The following is a 16441-nucleotide window of genomic DNA, read 5'->3' as shown; positions in this document are numbered from 1 at the left end:
CGCACCCCGCGCGAGCACCAACCGCCTGCTCACCAACAGCTGATCCGCACCCGCCCCGCCCGCGGCATCGGCGTCCGCCGCGTTACCGGCCCTACCGCCACCCGCTCGCTCGCCGCCCGCCGGGCCCGCCCCTAACGCGTTGCCCGCCCCGTCGGCGCCCGCTTCGGCAACGTCTCTGGCCGGGCCACCCGGCCCAAGCGCGCTTCCCACTCCGCTGGATCCGGCACCCGACGAGCTGTCGGCGGCGACCGTCCCGGCCGCGGCCTGCACCGTGACCGTGCGCCGGCCGATCAGGCGGAGCAGCAGCCGCGGGATCTCCAGCGCGAGCAGCACGACCAGCAGGTAGAACATCACCGCCAGCCACATGTATCCGACCAGCGAGAACCCGAAGCTCTCCTTGGGGCCCAGGATCCGCGGCATCACGAACGCCGCCAAGAGCGCGATCACCAGCACGAACGTCGCGATCGTCCCGACTCGGCGCCACCGCCCAGGCCTGGTGGTGTCCTTGACCAGCCGGCGCCAGAGGTACCAGTGAACCGGGCCGAGCACGAGCAGCACGATCCCGAGGAAGATCAATCCCTGGAGCAAGTCACCCTCCGGCGAATGGTGGAAGCACGTCAACCGTCGCGCCCGCGGGCAGCGGTGCGCTGCGGTCGTGCCACGCTAGCCCGTCGACCAGAAAGCTGGCTGAAAGAAGCACGCGTTGCAGAGTCTCGCCGCGCTCCTTGCCCAGCTGCTCGATGGAGCATCCGGCGGGCACCTGTTCCTCGGAGACCCCGGCGGCCGCCCGAGCCCCGGCGAAGTATCGAATCGTGATCATCTCTACGCCGCCTATCCGCCGATGGCCGACATGGGCCGCGCCGGCTGCAGGAATGACGCATCGTCGATGCCGTGGCCGGGCAGCTTGCCCCACATGGCGGCGCGCCACGCGTTGGCGAGATCCTCGTCCGAGGCGCCCGCGCGCATCAGCCCGCGAAGGTCGGTCTCGCCGGTGGCGAACAGGCAATTGCGGACCTGCCCGTCGGCCGTGAGCCGGGTGCGGTCGCAGTCACCGCAGAATGGCCTGGTCACCGAGCCGATCACGCCTACCCGCGTCGGCCCGCCGTTGACCAACCAGGTTTCGGCCGGGGCCCCGGCGCGCTCCGCCGGATCGGGCGATAGGTCGAACCAGGCGTTGAGCGACTCCAAGATCTCCTGAGCGGTGATCATCTCTTCACGCTTCCAGCCGTGCTGCGCGTCGAGCGGCATCTGCTCGATGAAGCGCAGCTCGTATCCGTGCTCGAGCGCGAACCGCAACAGCGCCGGCGCCTCGTCGTCGTTGATCCCGCGCAGGAGCACCGTGTTGATCTTGACTGGGCGCAGCCCTTCGGCGTGAGCCGCGTGCAGCCCGCGAATCGTGTCGTCGAACCGCCGGCGGTGGGCCAACCTCGCGAACCGGTCCGGGTCGAGCGTGTCGAGCGACACATTCACCCGGTCCAGCCCGGCGGCGTGCAGCGCGCTCGCCAGCCTCTCCAGCCCGATCGCGTTGGTCGTCAACGAGAGCCGCGGGCGGGGGGCCAGCGCGGCGCTCGCCGTCACGATGTCGACCAGGCCGGGCCGCAGCAGCGGCTCCCCGCCGGTGAACCGGACCTCGGTCACCCCGAGCCGGGTCACCGCGATGCCGATCAGCCGCACTATCTCGGCGTCGGTGAGGATCTCCTCCTTGGGCAGCCAGGGCAGGCCCTCGGGCGGCATGCAGTAGGAGCAGCGCAGGTTGCACCGGTCCGTCAGCGAGACCCGAAGATCGGTCGCCCGCCGTCCATAGCGGTCGACCAATCCTGCGGCACCATTCATCGTTCGAAGGTAGCCCAAAGACGCGCCCTGCCGCGTCTCGCGGCCGCCCGTTCCCATCTGGTGAAGGCGCTGTTCCACCCCAGTCAGTGTGGGCACGCCGCCGCCGTTTCCCGCACGCCCGAGGCGAACGCCGCCCCAAACAGTGCGGTGTGCAGCAGGTACATCGAAAGCTGGTGCAGCGGCACGCGCTCCCGCCACCCCGGCGCGAGTGGCCAGACCTCCTCATATGCGCCGAGTATCGCGTCGAAGTGCGGTGCCCGGCCCCATAGCTCTAGATATGCCAGGTCGGTCTCGCGATGACCGCCGTGCGCCGCCGGATCGACCAGCCAGCACCGCCCATCCGCGCCCCAGAGCAGGTTGCCCATCCAAAGGTCGCCGTGGATGCGCGCGGGCGGCTCGTCGCCGGAGCCATCCATCGCGGCGATGACCCGTTCGACAAGCTCGATGTCCGAGGCGGAAAGGGCATTCAACGACATTTGGAGGTACGCGTTGAGCCTCCGCTGAGCGAACCAGACATGCCACGGTCCGGCGCTCGGTGTGTTGTCCATGGGCGCGGAACCGTGATATCCGTCCCACTGCGCCCCGAACGCGGGCGCGCCCGCCTGATGCATCTGCGCAAGCGACCGTCCAAAGTGCTCGGCCGCCGCCCGCGTGGGCTCACCGGGCTCCACCCACGCCAGCCCGAGCAGGTCGGGCGCCTCCACGATCACCTCCGGCACGGCGACCGTGCCCGTCTCGGCGAGCCAGCGAAGCCCGCTCGCCTCGGCGTGGAAGAACCCGCTGGGCGGATCGCCCTTGGGCCACTCCTTCATGAACATGGACTCTCCGTTGTCGAACGTAAGGCGTGAGCTGCGGCAGATCGACCCCCCGTCAACGGGCGTCTCTCTGATCCGCTGATGCGTGAGCATGGTCCGCAGCAGCTGCGGGTGCTCCCTGACGTAGGCGAGGTCCACGGCCCCATTCTGGCGCGTGCCAAGCAACGCACAGCGACCGCCTGAAAGCCGCCGCTTCCGTCCGTCCCCCGAGTTCGCCTGCCTGCGGCTCGCTGCGTTCGACCTGCTCGCCGGCCTGCTTTGGGTGCGGTTCGCCTGCCTGCGCCCTGCTTGTGCGCCCTGCTCGCCGGCCTGCTTGGGTGCGGTTCGCCTGCCTGCGCCCTGCTTGGGCGCGGCCTGCTTGGGTGCGGTTCGCCTGCCTGCCTGCGTGCGTCCTGCTCGCGTGCGGTTCGCCTGCCTGCGGCCTGCTTGCGTGCTTGCCTGCCTGCGGCGGTTTTCGGCCGTCGGCGCAGCGATCCCGCGACTGTGGCGGGGCTCACCGGACCTTGCGCAACCACCTTCGCTGCCACGGGGTCTCGACGGCGCGGCGATGGTAGTTGTCGCGCACCCACATCACCGCCGCCTCGGGTGTGAGGCCGTCGAGAACCGCCAGGGCGGCAAGGGCTGTGCCGGTGCGCCCGACGCCGCCATGGCAGGCGACCTCGACCCGTTGTCCGGCCAGGGCTCGCTCGTGCGCCTCACGCAACGCGTCAAGCGCATCGGCCCGATCCATCGGGACCCAGAAATCGGGCCAGCGAATGCGCCGATATGACCACGGAGGCACCGGGCCGGCCGCCAGCACGAGCGCGAAATCCGCCGGTGTCGCGGAGTCGGTCAGCCGACGCCCGCGCACGCGGGCTCCGCCGGGCAGCCGCATTATCCCGAACTCGTCGATCCACCGGTCGCTGCTGTTCATCGCTCACCGGTCCGCGACGGCTGCGGAGGCCAATGCGGGATCGTCTCGGGCGGGTAGGCCTGGGAGATCAATTCACTGAGCATCTGCGCCAGATCATAGCCCGGGTCGATTCGCATGGCCCGCTCCAGCGCAGCGATGGCGAGCGGCCCACCGTCGCCCTGCCGCCACGCGCACCAGGCGAGCAGGCTGGCCATCGGGGCCGCCAGGACCGGCTCGGCGCGTCGCGTCATCTCGAGCCAGAACTCCAGCTGCCAGTCTCGCCCGTCGGTGAGCCACCAAGCATGGTCGCGCACCTTGGTGTCGACCATGAGCACGCTCAACCAGGCCACCTCGTCATCGCTGAGCTTGAGCCGATCCTTGGCACGCGCGAAGGCTTCGTCGACCGCGTGCCTGCCGAGCTCCAGGAGCACGGCGTTGTCGCGAACGCCATCGAAACGCTGCTCCGCGCGGTCGACGGCCTGCCTCATCGAAGCGGCCGCGAGCCCGCCGATCGGCCGAACCAGTTTTTCCACGTCATCCCGTGTCGGCCTGGCCACCGCGCCGGCGACGGTCATGGCGGTCGCGGCGACGCTGGTGGCGACGTCGAATGGGCGGCCCGCCGGTGCCGTGCAGCCGTTGCAGTCCAGGCAGTGGTAGCGTCCATCGGCCACACGCAGCACCTCGTGAACCAGATAGTTGCGTGCTCGGAGGTCCCGCGCAACGGTCTGCATTGGACCGCTGATGGGCTCCGGCCCGTATCCAAAAAGGAAGAGGCCGCAGACATCTTGCTTGCGTCGCAAGGCAACGCAGAGGGCGCGCGTGATCTCGCGGGTAGGTTGGTCGGCGTCGACGCGAGCGGTCATGCCCAACAGCCGTCGCCGGGTGATTCCCAGCAGGACAATGCTGTCGGCCGGATGGAAACCCAACGCGTATGGCACATAGCCCAGCAGTTCTTCGCGGCTGTTGATCCGGACTTCGAGTTGCTTCATGGGGCACAAGCGAACACCTGTTCCAATGGGTCCGCAAGCATGATCGCCAACCTGTGGATAAGTTATCCACAGGCAAAAGACCTTGGGGCCAAAGTGGGTTATTCGGCGATAGTCTTGGCGGGCGGTTCCGGCAGGCGCATGGGCGGGGTCCTTAAACCCCTTCTCGCAGTCGCGGGCGAGTCGATGCTTCATCGCGTCCTACGGGCCGTTTCGGATGCTGACCACATTGTCGTGGTTGGTCCCATCGAGTTGGCAGGCCACCTTCCCGCCAGAGTGCGCCTGACCCAGGAGCATCCCGCTGGCACCGGGCCGGTCGCCGGTATTGCTGCCGGGCTCAATGCCTTGCACCAGTGGGAACAGGCGCCGCATGCGCGGGGTGGAGAAGCGCTACCCCGGCGTGCGCAAGGCGAGGGCACGCGGGCGCGGCCCGATGAGGCGCAAACGCAAGCTGCAGCCCTGCAGGGGCCAGGTGGCGCGACGCAGTTGTCCAGTGCGAGTGAGGAAAGCGTGGGCGATGAGCGGACGCATGCCGCTGCGCGAGCCCCGCAGTGGTCCAGCTCAGCCGTGCGCGACGAAGACTTTGTGGCCGTGGTCGGCGGGGATCTACCGTTCCTGAGTGCCGAGGCACTGGCGTTATTGCGACAAAACACCCACGACGTGGCGCTGTACGTGGACGATGAGGGGCGAAGGCAGCCAATGGCGGCGGTCTGGTCGGTGGGGGCACTGGTGAGGGCGTTGGCGCCACCGGTACCCCCTTCGATGAAGGGTTTGATAAACAACGCGGCGCGGGTTTCCGAACTGCCATGGCGCGGCGCGGGAATGCCTCCATGGTATGACTGCGACACACCGGAGGAGCTCGAAGAGGCGGAAAGAAGGCTCTCATGACGTTGGACGAGTTTGTGACTGCCGCGTGTGCCGAGCTTGGGCTGCCACCGGACGCCGCCGACACCAAGGTGATTCTCGACCTGGCCCGCGAAGTGGCGCACAACACGGTACGCCCGGCCGCTCCCATCGGCGCTTATCTGCTGGGTTTGGCTGTTGGCAGGGGCGAGGGCGATCCGGCCGAACTGGCTGCCCGATTGACAGCGCTGGTTCAAGCCTGACAACGTCCCCGGGGACACTCTTCCAAGGAGGGATCATGGCGGACCTGCCCGAGGCCGAGTTGTTGGATGAGCCGACAACGGCCGACCTGGGCGTGAAGGTGACCGAGGCGTGGCGCGAGTTCGCGCGGGCGCTGGCGAGCGCCCTGCCCGACATGCCCGTCGGATCCCACCTCGACGTGACGCTCGATCCGACGGCATCCGGCACCGGAGACGCCGTCTACGGCGTGAGCCTGGAGAAGACCGAGACCGGCACGATGGCCATGGCCATCGGAAATGCCAATCTCCCTCAGGGGTACCGGTTGGATCGCACGGCCGTCGCCGCCATGGTGGCACTGGGCTGGTCGCCACCGGGCGTGCTCGCGGGCTCCGGCGAGAGCTTCGGCCTGAGCGAGGACGGTGGTGGCGGCGACGACCGGCTCTCCCGGATCATCACCCGCACGCTTCGCGACGTTTACGGAGCCCCGCACCCCGCGTTTCTGGTCTACGCCAGCCGCGACGCCAAGGACGAACAGCTGACCATCCCGCAGCTCGCCTCCGCCCGTCACGAGTCCACAATGGACAGCCCTCCCGCGCTGGATTCCGTGGCGCTGCAAGGGCTAGATCTCGCCGAGCGGGTCCGCATCGTCGTCGCCGCGCTGACCAAGACCGACCCCGATCAGCTGCAGGTGGACGCCGACGGTGACATCGGCATCCGCGCCGGTTCGGCGATGGTGTTCGTGCGGGTGCGCGACAACCCCCCGCTCATCGACGTGTTCTCCCCCGTCCTGACCGAGGTCGAGCCGAGCGAGAAGCTGTTCGTCAAGCTGTCCGAGCTGACCAACCGCATGCCCATCGGCCGGCTCTACTGCACCGCGGGCACCGTGTGGGCCTCGGTCCCCGTTTTCGGCCGCGATTTCCAGGCGACGCACCTGTCCCTGGCGATCCAGGTGATGACGGGCCTGGCCGACGAGCTCGACGACCGCCTGCACGGCGAGTTCGGCGGGAAGCGGTTCTTCGGTGAGGGGGACAAGCCCAGCGGCCGGTCCCCCGACACCCAAGAGCGAATCGGTCAATACCTATAGGTTGACGAACGCGAGCTCCCGCGCACCGTCCAAACTGGACGCCATGGCTCCCCGGTGCGAGATGGTCCACAGCGTGTCGCCGATGACCAGCGAGCGCCGGATCGGATCCCCGTACTGGGCGGACGAGTGCGAGACGGTCGCGATCTCGGTCAGCGTGGCGTTGTCGACCCGCAACAGCAGCGCCTTCGAGTTGACCGGGATCACCAGCAGCTTCGTCTCCGGCCAGTAGAGGAACGCGTGCGGGTCGCTTTCGGCCTCGCTGTGCGCCCGCGCGATCTTGTGCTGCGCCACCCGTTTCGGCTCGGCCAGGTTTCCGACGTCGAACAGCGACACCTGGGTGCCCTGCACCCGCCCCTGCTCCGTGGCGTCCTGCCCGACCCCGATCAACCGGCTGTCGCTCACCGGGTGCAGGTATGCGCTGTAACCCGGGATCTTCAGCTCGCCGACCACCCGCGGCCTGCGCGGATCGCCGAGATCGAGCGTGTACAGCGGGTCGGTCTGCCGGAACGTGACCACATAGCCGATCTTGCCCACGAACCGGACGGCGTAGATGCGCTCACCCTTGCCGAGGCCGCCCACCTCCCCGATCTGCTTGAGCGACCCGCCCTCCTTCGCCAGCGTGTAGACCGACGAGGACGATGTGTTGCCGCCCTCCGCGTCCGACGTCGTCGCCACCCGCAGCACTCCGTCGAATTCACTCATCGAGTACTGGTTGAGCAGCCAGCCTGGCACGGTGCCGCTCGCGACATACGTCGGCTTGGGCGTCGTCACGTCGTACTGATAAAAATCGGTTTTCGGTTTGAATTGCTGCGGGTTCCACACGTCGGACCGCCACATGCGCCACCGCTGATCGTTGGCGACATAGAGGTTTGGCCCGCTCCCGTAGACCGTGTCCCCGTCGGCCATCAGCACGACCGGGTCGCCCTGCGACAGGGTGGCCGCGCCGAGGTTGAAGCTCAACAGTGTGACCATCGACGCGCCGCTGAACTCGTCGGGCCGGCTGATGTCGCCGCAGTCAAGTTTCCTGGACTGTCCATTCACGACGATGTCGGGCAGCCACGCGTCGATCGGTGTCTTGTCGATGGTCTCGCGGTTGGCAGCCAGCTTCTGCTCGACGGTCGCTTTGCTCTCCCATCTCGGGAAGGCCACCTTCGGCGTGCTGGCCGTGACGATCCGCACCATCGAGCCGACCTGCCGCGCGCCGATCAGCCGTGCATCGATCTTGAACTCCCCCACGACCTTCGGTGCGCCGCCGATGTCGATCATCTGGATCAGTGTGGTGCCACGGCCGGAAGGCATGATGTCCCGCGTCGGCATGTCCGAGTAGACGGGCGCATAGCCCCCGCTCAGCACGAGCACCCGGTCGCCGCTCAGCAGGATCTGGTGCGCCCCCTGGTCCACCGGCAGCCGATGGGTCTCCCGGCGGCTCGCCGCGTCGATGACATGCAGCGAACCTCCCTTGACCACGACGACCCGCTTGCCGTCGGTCTTGACCAGGTCGGGCTCGTCCACGCCCTTCTCGTGCGTGTTGGTGCCGGAATAGCCCTGTTGTTGGGTGCCGCCGTCACCTGCCTTCGCGGCCGCGGGTGGCAGCGCACCGAGCGCGTCCGCCCGCGCCATCTCCGGAATGCCGAACCGAAGGTCGCCGCCCCCGGTGAAGCCGTACGGCCCGACGCTGGCCTTCGCGGCCTGGCGCACGGATGCCAACAACTCGTCACACGATGCGTAGGCCACCAACTTCAAGGCCGGCACCGGAGTCACCGATTTGCCGACCGTCGTCTGTGAGCATCCCACCAGTGCAAACGCCGTAAGCAGGACAAAGGCTCGTCTCATGCAGCCTTGGACGCAATCATTTACGACAAGGTTGCTTCAATCCCCGAGCCGCGACAGCACGATCATGCTTCGGGTCGACGTGACAAACGGCTCGGCGCGCAGCCGTTCCAGCACCTGTTCCAGATGCTGCATGTCGGCGGCGCGCAAGTGCACGAGCGCATCCGCCTCACCTGACACCGTGTATGCCCCGACCACCTCGGGGTGCCGCCGGGTGGCCGTCGTGATCTGCGCCGGTGTCGTCCGGCCCGTGCAGAACAGCTCGACGAACGCCTCGGTGGTCCAGCCGACCGCCTTGGGGTCGACCACGGCGGTGAAGCCTTTGATCACGCCCAGCGAGCGGAGCCGGTCCACCCGTCTCTTGACCGCCGGGGCGGACAGCGACACCGCCTGCCCGATCTCGGCGTAGGTGGTGCGCGCGTCGCTCACCAACGCGGCGATGATGCGTTGGTCGACAACATCAAGCTGCACCAGCCGAGGATAGTACCTAGGTCTGGGTGTCCAGCGTGGTCAGCTCGCTGACGAGCTTGTTGACCATGATCGGGCCGTCCGCCCGGACCTGCCGCAGGTACCACTTCTGCTGCGGCGCGCGGGACTGGGTGAACTGCCAGTTCCCCCGGGGGCTGATGATCTGTCCCACCTTGGAGATCTCGGCGTTGAGCCGGATCGGGGACACACTGCCGTCGCCGATCAGCGCGGTCGCGCGATCGAGGACGAACGCCGCGTCGTAGGCGGCCACCGCGTAGGCCGTTGGCGACCGGGAGAATTTTCTCTGGTACACCGACGAGAACGTGCGATTGGCCTCGTTGGTCAGGTCGGAGGAGTACTGCATCGCGGTGTACAGGTCCTTGGCCCCGGCCAGCTGCTCCAGCGCCACGCCCTCGGAGACCACGCCGGGCGCGTAGACCGGCCGCCGGTTGCCCGCCGACGCCAGGCCTTCCATGAACGGGATCAGGTAGGCGGGCGGGAAGTAGCAGAAGATCGCCGAGACTCCGCTGTTCATGGCCTCGTCGATGGCGTTGGCCAGGTGCGCCCGGCTGGGGTTGCCCGTGGGCGCCACCCAGACCGGCGTGATCGTCTGGCCGAACTCCTTCGAGAAGCCCGCCATGACATCCTTGCCGAAGCTGTCCTGCAGGGCGACGAGCGCCACGTTGCCCTTGCCCTTGAGGTGGATGCCGAGGGCGCGGCCCGGCTCGTTGTTGACGTAGGCGGTGCGCCAGATATACACGGCGCTGGCCATCTGCGACGACGAGCCATGCGCGGCGATCAGCGGGATCTGGCTCTTCTCCACCAGGTCGCGGACGGCCGGCAGCAGGTCGGGGTTGGCCACGCCCACCACCGCGGCCACGCTCTGCTTGTGCAGCTCCTGCAGCGCGTCGGTGCCCTGCTTCACCTGGTCACCCTCGTCGGCGATGACGAGGTCGATCGGGTGCCCGGCGAACTTGCCCTCGTGCTGCTCCAGATAGAGCTTGAAGCCGTTTTCCAGGTCGGCGCCGATGCCCTTGTTGACACCCGTGGCGGGGACGAGCAGACCGAGCTTGACCGGGCTCTTGGGGCTCTCACTGGTGCCGGGCGCGCAGGCCGCGAGACCCCCGGTGGCGCCCGCGGCGCCCACAGCCGCGAGCATGCGGAGTAGGCCGCGTCTGTCTAGGCCGTCCATTGTGTCCCTCCCAGGGCCCCGCGTGGCGCGGTTTAAGGCCACTGTGGCGTTCTACCGTGCCCAGCCGCCGACGTCAATGCCCAGCCCTCGTCCGGTGGGACCAGCCATAGGTGCGCCCGGTGACGAGGAGCGGCGGTCAGTAGGATGGTCCGGTGACTGATCAGCAGCACGAAGAGAAGACCGTCGTGGTGGTGGGCCCCGACGGCCAGCCCATGGGGGCGCTGAGCGACCGCGATGACGACCCCTCCCGCCTGATCGAGCAGCCGGCCAAGGTCATGCGCATCGGCACGATGATCAAACAGCTGCTGGAGGAGGTTCGGGCCGCGCCGCTGGACGAGAAGGGCCGCGAGCGCCTGGTCGAGATCCATCGGCGGTCCATCCTGGAGCTCGAGGACGGCCTGGCCCCGGAGCTGCGCGACGAGCTGGAGCGCATCTCCATCGACTTCTCTGAGGGCACGACACCCACCGAGGCCGAGCTGCGCATCGCGCAGGCCCAGCTGGTCGGCTGGCTGGAGGGCCTGTTCCACGGCATTCAGGCCGCGCTCGTGGCCCAGCAGATGGCCGCGCGCATGCAGCTGGAGCAGATGCGCGGCCGCCCCGCACTCCCGCCCGGCCTCGGCGGCCCGGCCGGCGACCCCGGCAAGCAGCCCACCCCCGGGCAATACCTGTAAAGCACCGCCGGACACCCGGCCTCGCCGGCTCGTCCGGCGACCGGGGCAGGCAAAGGCAAGTAGCCGAGCCCCCGGGCAATACCTATGAAGACATCTTGAGCAGGTTGTCCAGATAGACCGCGACCCCGTCGCGCTCGTTGGACAGCGTGACCTCGTCGGCCAGCGCCAGCAGGGCCGGGTGGGCGTTTTCCACCGCGACGCGCCGCCACCCGGCCCACTTGAACATCGGGATGTCGTTGGGCATATCCCCGAAGACCAGTACGTCCTCAGGCTTGACACCGAGCTCGGCGGCCACGATCGCCAGACCCGTGCCCTTGTCCACATTGGGCGGTGTGATCTCGACCCAGCCGAGCCCCGAGTGCGTCACCTCGGCCACGTCGGCCGGGATCACCCCTGCGGCAACCTCCAGCAGCGCGTCGGTGTCGGGCCCGACCCGGACGAACGCCTTGATGACATCGTGCCCTAGCGAGAGCTCGCGCTCCTGCACGATCAGATCATCGGGGTAGGGCCAGTCGTCGACCTCGTCGCCCCACAGCGGTGCGCCGGGCGCGTCGAGCACCTCCAGCAGCAGCTTGATCGGGCCCAGCCGAGCCTCCAATGTGGACACGATGCGCGCGATGACCGGCCCCGGCACCCGCGCATCGCGCAGCACCCGCGGCGCGCCCGGCCCGCGCAGGTCGAGAACCCGCCCACCCTGCCCGAGCACCAGCAGGTCGGCGTGCGGCAGATCGGTGCGGCTCAACGACTCCAGCCGGGGCCCGCGCCCGGTGACGCCGACGATCGGGATGCCGGCGCCACGGACGCGTTCGAACACAGAATGGGTGAACGTGCTCACGCTCTCGTCCGAGCGGACGATCGTGCCGTCCAGATCGGTGGCGATCAGTTTAGGCAGGTTCAAGAACGTCCCGCCCGCCCAGGAATGCCTGCAGCGCCTTGGGAATCTTGACCGTCCCGTCGGGCTGCTGATGCTGCTCCAGCAGCGCGACGATCATCCGGGTCGTGGCCAGCGTGCCGTTGAGCGTGGCCGTGGTCTGCGGCCGGCCCTCCGCGTCGCGATAGCGCACGTTGAGCCGCCGCGCTTGGAACGTCGTGCAGTTGGACGTCGACGTCACCTCGCGGTATTTGCCCTGCGACGGGATCCACGCCTCGCAGTCGTATTTCCGCGCGGCCGACGAACCGAGGTCGCCCGCCGCCACATCGATCACCCGGTAGGCCAGCTCGAGCTTGCCGAGCAGCTCCTCCTCGATCGCGAGCAGCCGCAGGTGCTCCTCGTGCGCCTGCTCGGGCGGGCAGAACGAGAACATCTCGACCTTGTCGAACTGGTGCACCCGGATGATGCCGCGCGTGTCCTTGCCGTAGCTGCCCGCCTCCCTGCGGAAGCAGCTGGACCAGCCCGCATAGCGTTGCGGACCGGTCAAATTCAAAATCTCGTCTTTGTGGTACCCGGCTAGGGGCACCTCGCTCGTGCCGACCAGGTAGAGATCGTCGGCGGGCAGGTGGTAAATCTCGCTGGCATGCGCCCCGAGGAATCCGGTGCCCTCCATGGTCTCCGGCTTCACCAGGACCGGCGGGATCATGGGGGTGAACCCGGCCTCCACCGCCACCGAAAGTCCATATTGGAGCAGCGCGAGCTGCAGCAGCGCGCCCTGCCCGGTCAGGTAGTAGAACCGCGCACCCGAGACCTTGGCCCCACGCTCCATGTCGATGGCCCGCAGCGCCTCGCCGAGCTCCAGGTGATCCTTTGGCGCGGCGATCGACGGCTTCTCCCCGACCTCGCGCAGCACGACGTAGTCGTCCTCGCCGCCCGCGGGTGCGCCCTCCTCCACGAGGTTGGGCAGGGCCAGCTGCGCGGCCCGCAGCGCCGCCTCCGCCTCGCCGACCGCGGCCTCGGCCCGCTTCACCTTCTCCGCGAGCTCCTTGGTCTTGGCGAGCAGGGCCGCCTTCTCCTCGCCCGCCGCCTTGGGCACGAGCCTGCCCAACTGCTTCTGCTCGGCGCGCAACGCCTCGAAGGAGGACACGGCCGACCGCCTCGCCTCGTCGGCGGCAACCAGCTCATCGACGCGTTCGACGGGCTCGCCGCGCTTGCGCTGACTGGCTCGCAGCAGCTCGGGATCCTCACGGAGCAGACGCAGATCAATCACGTGCAAAGACTACCGTCCGGGCCCCCGCACGGGCTCCACAGTTACCGTCAGGTCGACCGCCTCGCCCTCGAACTCGGGCTCCTCCTCCACGGGCACCTCCCGGGTGCGCCGGACCGGCGCGGGCAGCAGCAGCGCCCCGCCGAGCGCGATCACCGCACCGAACGCGGCATAGACACCCCACGCCAGGGACGCGGTCGGCTCGGCCTGCGCACTGGACGAGAGCGAAGAGGCGACAAGATAGATCCGGCCCTGGTTTTCGGCGGTGAGCATGTTGGCGATCGCGCCGAGCAGGACCAGCGACCCGCCGCTGAGGGCTATCCCGGCGACGCGCTGATTTCGGGTCCCCCCTGGATGTTCTCCAAAAAGGGCGATCGCCACGACCGTGACCAGGGCCATCAGCGCAACCACGAACGCGGTCCCCAACGAGCCCACCGAGGACAGCATGATCGCGGGTGTTTCGACGCCGTTGGGCATGGTGATCGTCGTCCACTCGCCGAACAGCGAGGCGGCGCCGAGGGCCGCGCCGAGCACGGCCAGCGGCACCGCCGCGCTGCCGGTCTGCCAGCTGGGGCGAGTCCACTTGCGCGGTCGAGGAACGGGGGCGAAATCCACCACGTCACCGGACATGGAGAAAGGGTATCGCCCCCCGGATAACCCCGACAGCCGCCAAGCAGGCTGCCGAACGTCAGCCGCCAAGCAGACTGCCGAGCGTCAGCCGCCAAGCAGACTGCCGAGCCCGCCGCTGGATTGCTGCTGCCCAGCGGTGGCGTGCCGCAGCTCCTCCGACGGCTGCACCACGACAAAGCCTTGCCCCGCAAAGCTCATCGTGAACGCCTCGCCGGTGCTCCGGCCGAGCAGCGTGCCGAGCCCGAGCTGGTCGGCGCGGTGATAGCCGGTCTGCAGCGAGGCGGACCAGCAGATCGCCGCCTGCGGGTCGGCGTAGGTCGGCTGGTCGACGGTCAGCACGACCGGCGTGCCCATGGTGGTGATGGCGATCCGGCCCTGCCCGGTGAACACGCAGTTGAACAGGCCGGCACTGGACAGCATGCCCACGCCCTGAACCATCTTGATGTCATAGTTCAGCGTGGATTCGAAGGCGAGCACGTTGCTTCCGTTGACGCTCAACGCATCCCCGTGGGCGAGGTCGATGAGATGCACGTCCGACGCCCGGTCGGCAAGGAACACGTCGCCCTGGCCGGAGACCTTCATCAGCGGCACACCCTCGCCGGTCAGCTTGCTCTTGAGCCATTTCGCGGCGCCACCGGAGCCGAGGGCCTGGAACTGGACGTTGCCCTGGTAGGCAACCATCGAGCCGGTGCGGGCCATGGCCTCGCCGTTGAGCTCGATCTTCAACATCTTGGAGTTTTGCAGGGCAAAGCCTGGGGTGGTGGATTCCTTTTCCAAGTTCTCCGCTGCGAAAAGCGCACTCTGCATGGCGGACACCGTAGCGGCAAGGGGCAAGTCAATCCCAGCCCAAGTCATGTAGACGATCGTCGGAGATGCCGAAGTGGTGGGCGATCTCGTGCACAACGGTCACCGCGACCTCATCTACCACGTCTTCCTCCGTCTCGCAGATGCGCAGCGTCGGATTGCGGTAGATCGTGATCCGGTCGGGCAGGACTCCCGAATAATCCCACCCCCGCTCGGTCAGCGCATGGCCCTCGTAAAGGCCCAGCAGGTCCTCGCCCGACGGAGGATCATCCTCCACCAGGATGACCACATTGGACAGTAATTTCATCAATTCGGGTGGTACCTCGTCCAGCGCCTCGCCGACCAGCTCCTCGAAGCGGTCACGCGTCATGTCGACCGGCATGGATTCACGCTAGCTCGCCGCGCCGCAGTTTCCGTAACCACGCCGCCGAATCCGCATAGTCCGCATCGGACAGTCCCGTCGGCGGGGGCACGGGCCGCTCCGGCTGGCCGGGCGGCAGCGCGCGCTGATAGGACCCGAGGAAGCGCACCTCCGCGCAGACGCGCCGCAGCCCCTGGAGCGCCTCGCCCACCCGCGCCTCGGCGACGTGGCCGGTGCACTCAAGGAAGAACACGTAGCGCCCCAGCCGTTCCCCGGTGGGGCGCGACTCGATCCGGGTCAGGTTGACCCCGCGCACGGCCAGCTCGGTGAGCACCGCCAGCAGCGCGCCCACCCGGTCGTGCGCGATCCAGATCGCCAGCGACGTGATGTCGTCGCCGGTCGGGGCGGGCGGGGGCGTGCCGGGGCGGGACAGCAGCACGAACCGCGTGACCGCGTCCGGGTGGTCGGCGATCTTGTCGGCGAGCACCTTCAGATGGAACCGCTCGACCGCGATCGGTGCGCAGATGGCCGCGTCGTTGACGCCCTCGGCCGCGCTCACCGCGGCCGCCCCGTTGGACAGGACATCGACGATCGTCGCGTCGGGCGCGTGCGAGCGCAGCCACGAGCGACACTGGATCGACGCCTGCGGATGCGCGGCGATGGTGCGCACACCGGACAGGGTCACGTCGGCGCGCGCGGCGAGCACGAACTCCACCGGGATCACGACATCGCGCGTGATCACCAGCGGGTCACCGTCGACCACCTCGTCGAGCGTCACGCCGACCGCACCGCCGATCGAGTTCTCCCACGGGACAAGCGCCGCGTCGGCCTCGCCCGCGCGCACGGCCTCCAAGGCCTCTGGCACGCTGCGCGCGGCCGTGCGGATGCCGCCCACCGCAGCCGGGATGGTCAGCAGCGCCTGCTCGGCGAACGTGCTCTCGGGCCCGAGATAGACGAATCGCGTAGGCGGCACACCAGGCATAAAAGCGAAACTAGCACTGAGCCGCCCTGCTCGTGCCAGAGCAACTCGCGGGCCGGTGCCGCCGGAAGTCGCACCCTTCCGCTTGCGATCTTGAAAGCATAAGCGCGCCTTCAGATCCTGGCGGGAAAGCACCGACGCGGCGCTAGCAACCCGCTTGGGACTTGATGCCGGACGGCGCGTGGGCCCGCACCTCGGCCGTGCACACCTCGGTGCCCGCGACTACGAGCTTGGCGTTGTCCCGCGTCACGGCCTGAACGGGATCATGGTTGGGCACCTCCAGCAGAGTCCACTGCCACGTGCCCGCGCACAGCGGGCCGGTGATCGCCTTGCTGGGCCGGATCGACGTGTCCGCCTTGACCGCCGAGATCACCTGGTCGGCCTTGACCCGCCCGGCGCAGTCCACGGCCGTGTATTCGGGGAACGGGGTGGGCGAGGGCGACGGGCTCGCGCTCACGGATGGGGACACGCTCTGGCGCGGCGAGAACCCCGGTGGATAGGCGGGCGTCTCGGTGTGCTCGACCGGGCTCGGGGTCGGCACCAACCCGCCGCGCTGGCGCAGCTCCGGCGGCGTACCACAAGAAGCGAGAAGGAGCACGACGGCGAGGGCGACGAGGGGCCGCAAGGGGGGTCGGCCCGCAGGGCTGGGGGGCGGGAGGGGCACAGCGGTAATGC

19 protein-coding genes and 1 pseudogene are annotated in these 16441 nt (G+C 68.7%); 4 read left to right on the top strand and 16 right to left on the bottom strand.

What is annotated here, in order from left to right; genetic code table 11:
* The 6 genes and pseudogenes from DM816_RS31280 to DM816_RS31255 all read right to left on the bottom strand — a co-directional run.
* Positions 1–588, bottom strand: a pseudogene (locus tag DM816_RS31280) (hypothetical protein); the annotation flags it as partial.
* A 1-nt stretch (position 589) separates the two neighbouring features.
* The gene (locus tag DM816_RS31275; RefSeq protein ID WP_117213976.1) at positions 590–820 is read right to left on the bottom strand and encodes a MoaD/ThiS family protein; all 231 of its coding nucleotides are present in this window, start codon (positions 818–820) and stop codon (positions 590–592) included.
* 11 nt (positions 821–831) lie between these two features.
* A complete protein-coding gene (moaA, locus tag DM816_RS31270) occupies positions 832–1833 on the bottom strand; it encodes a GTP 3',8-cyclase MoaA (RefSeq protein WP_117213975.1) in 1002 nt (333 codons plus the stop codon).
* Between the two features lie 83 nt (positions 1834–1916).
* The gene (locus DM816_RS31265; RefSeq protein ID WP_117213974.1) at positions 1917–2786 is read right to left on the bottom strand and encodes a fructosamine kinase family protein; all 870 of its coding nucleotides are present in this window, start codon (positions 2784–2786) and stop codon (positions 1917–1919) included.
* A gap of 355 nt (positions 2787–3141) precedes the next feature.
* On the bottom strand, positions 3142–3561 hold the full coding sequence (locus tag DM816_RS31260) for a protein-tyrosine phosphatase family protein (protein WP_117213973.1): 420 nt from the start codon (positions 3559–3561) through the stop codon (positions 3142–3144).
* Entirely contained in the window at positions 3558–4529 is a 972-nt protein-coding gene (locus tag DM816_RS31255; RefSeq protein ID WP_162908028.1) for a DUF4192 domain-containing protein, read from the bottom strand. The genes DM816_RS31260 and DM816_RS31255 overlap by 4 nt, the downstream gene beginning before the upstream one ends.
* Here DM816_RS31255 and mobA point away from each other — a divergent pair.
* From mobA to DM816_RS31240, 3 genes are read left to right on the top strand one after another with little or no spacing between them, the layout of a single operon-like run.
* Positions 4455–5414 (top strand): NTP transferase domain-containing protein, encoded by a 960-nt coding sequence (gene mobA / locus DM816_RS31250; protein ID WP_117213971.1) that lies wholly within the window; start codon positions 4455–4457, stop codon positions 5412–5414. The two genes, DM816_RS31255 and mobA, sit on opposite strands and share 75 nt — an antisense overlap.
* Positions 5411–5632: a DUF6457 domain-containing protein gene (locus DM816_RS31245; protein ID WP_117213970.1), complete on the top strand. Its 222-nt coding sequence runs from the start codon at positions 5411–5413 to the stop codon at positions 5630–5632. The genes mobA and DM816_RS31245 overlap by 4 nt, the downstream gene beginning before the upstream one ends.
* A 35-nt stretch (positions 5633–5667) precedes the next feature.
* The gene (locus DM816_RS31240) at positions 5668–6693 is read left to right on the top strand and encodes a T3SS (YopN, CesT) and YbjN peptide-binding chaperone 1 (protein WP_117213969.1); all 1026 of its coding nucleotides are present in this window, start codon (positions 5668–5670) and stop codon (positions 6691–6693) included.
* Here the strand turns inward: DM816_RS31240 and DM816_RS31235 are convergent.
* From DM816_RS31235 to DM816_RS31225, 3 genes are all read right to left on the bottom strand, one after another.
* Positions 6688–8445, bottom strand: coding sequence for a beta-propeller domain-containing protein (locus DM816_RS31235; protein ID WP_211588941.1), 1758 nt, complete (start codon positions 8443–8445; stop codon positions 6688–6690). The genes DM816_RS31240 and DM816_RS31235 overlap by 6 nt on opposite strands.
* Positions 8446–8562: 117 nt before the next feature.
* On the bottom strand, positions 8563–8994 hold the full coding sequence (locus DM816_RS31230; RefSeq protein WP_117213967.1) for an Lrp/AsnC family transcriptional regulator: 432 nt from the start codon (positions 8992–8994) through the stop codon (positions 8563–8565).
* A 16-nt stretch (positions 8995–9010) separates the two neighbouring features.
* Positions 9011–10150: an ABC transporter substrate-binding protein gene (locus tag DM816_RS31225; RefSeq protein ID WP_162908026.1), complete on the bottom strand. Its 1140-nt coding sequence runs from the start codon at positions 10148–10150 to the stop codon at positions 9011–9013.
* Positions 10151–10395: 245 nt separating this feature from the next.
* Between DM816_RS31225 and DM816_RS31220 the strand changes: the two genes are divergently transcribed.
* Entirely contained in the window at positions 10396–10854 is a 459-nt protein-coding gene (locus DM816_RS31220; protein ID WP_117213977.1) for a bacterial proteasome activator family protein, read from the top strand.
* An 82-nt stretch (positions 10855–10936) separates the two neighbouring features.
* On the opposite strand, the gene DM816_RS31215 is transcribed toward DM816_RS31220, so the two are convergent.
* From DM816_RS31215 to DM816_RS31185, 7 genes are all read right to left on the bottom strand, one after another.
* Positions 10937–11752, bottom strand: a complete 816-nt coding sequence (locus DM816_RS31215) for an HAD family hydrolase (RefSeq protein ID WP_117213965.1) — start codon at positions 11750–11752, stop codon at positions 10937–10939.
* On the bottom strand, positions 11739–12995 hold the full coding sequence (serS, locus tag DM816_RS31210; protein ID WP_117213964.1) for a serine--tRNA ligase: 1257 nt from the start codon (positions 12993–12995) through the stop codon (positions 11739–11741). The genes DM816_RS31215 and serS overlap by 14 nt, the downstream gene beginning before the upstream one ends.
* A 9-nt stretch (positions 12996–13004) precedes the next feature.
* Entirely contained in the window at positions 13005–13622 is a 618-nt protein-coding gene (locus tag DM816_RS31205) for a hypothetical protein (RefSeq protein ID WP_117213963.1), read from the bottom strand.
* Between the two features lie 84 nt (positions 13623–13706).
* The gene (locus DM816_RS31200) at positions 13707–14429 is read right to left on the bottom strand and encodes an AIM24 family protein (RefSeq protein ID WP_117213962.1); all 723 of its coding nucleotides are present in this window, start codon (positions 14427–14429) and stop codon (positions 13707–13709) included.
* A 28-nt stretch (positions 14430–14457) separates the two neighbouring features.
* A complete protein-coding gene (locus DM816_RS31195) occupies positions 14458–14808 on the bottom strand; it encodes a metallopeptidase family protein (RefSeq protein WP_117213961.1) in 351 nt (116 codons plus the stop codon).
* A 4-nt stretch (positions 14809–14812) separates the two neighbouring features.
* A complete protein-coding gene (gene pheA / locus DM816_RS31190) occupies positions 14813–15769 on the bottom strand; it encodes a prephenate dehydratase (protein ID WP_117213960.1) in 957 nt (318 codons plus the stop codon).
* A gap of 142 nt (positions 15770–15911) precedes the next feature.
* The gene (locus tag DM816_RS31185; RefSeq protein ID WP_162908025.1) at positions 15912–16364 is read right to left on the bottom strand and encodes a hypothetical protein; all 453 of its coding nucleotides are present in this window, start codon (positions 16362–16364) and stop codon (positions 15912–15914) included.
* Positions 16365–16441: the final 77 nt, after the last annotated feature.

This window comes from Allorhizocola rhizosphaerae, assembly GCF_003426775.1.
Lineage (GTDB): Bacteria > Actinomycetota > Actinomycetes > Mycobacteriales > Micromonosporaceae > Allorhizocola > Allorhizocola rhizosphaerae.
The sequence above is the reverse complement of the archived record's forward strand: the minus strand, read 5'-3'. Positions and strand labels throughout refer to the sequence as shown.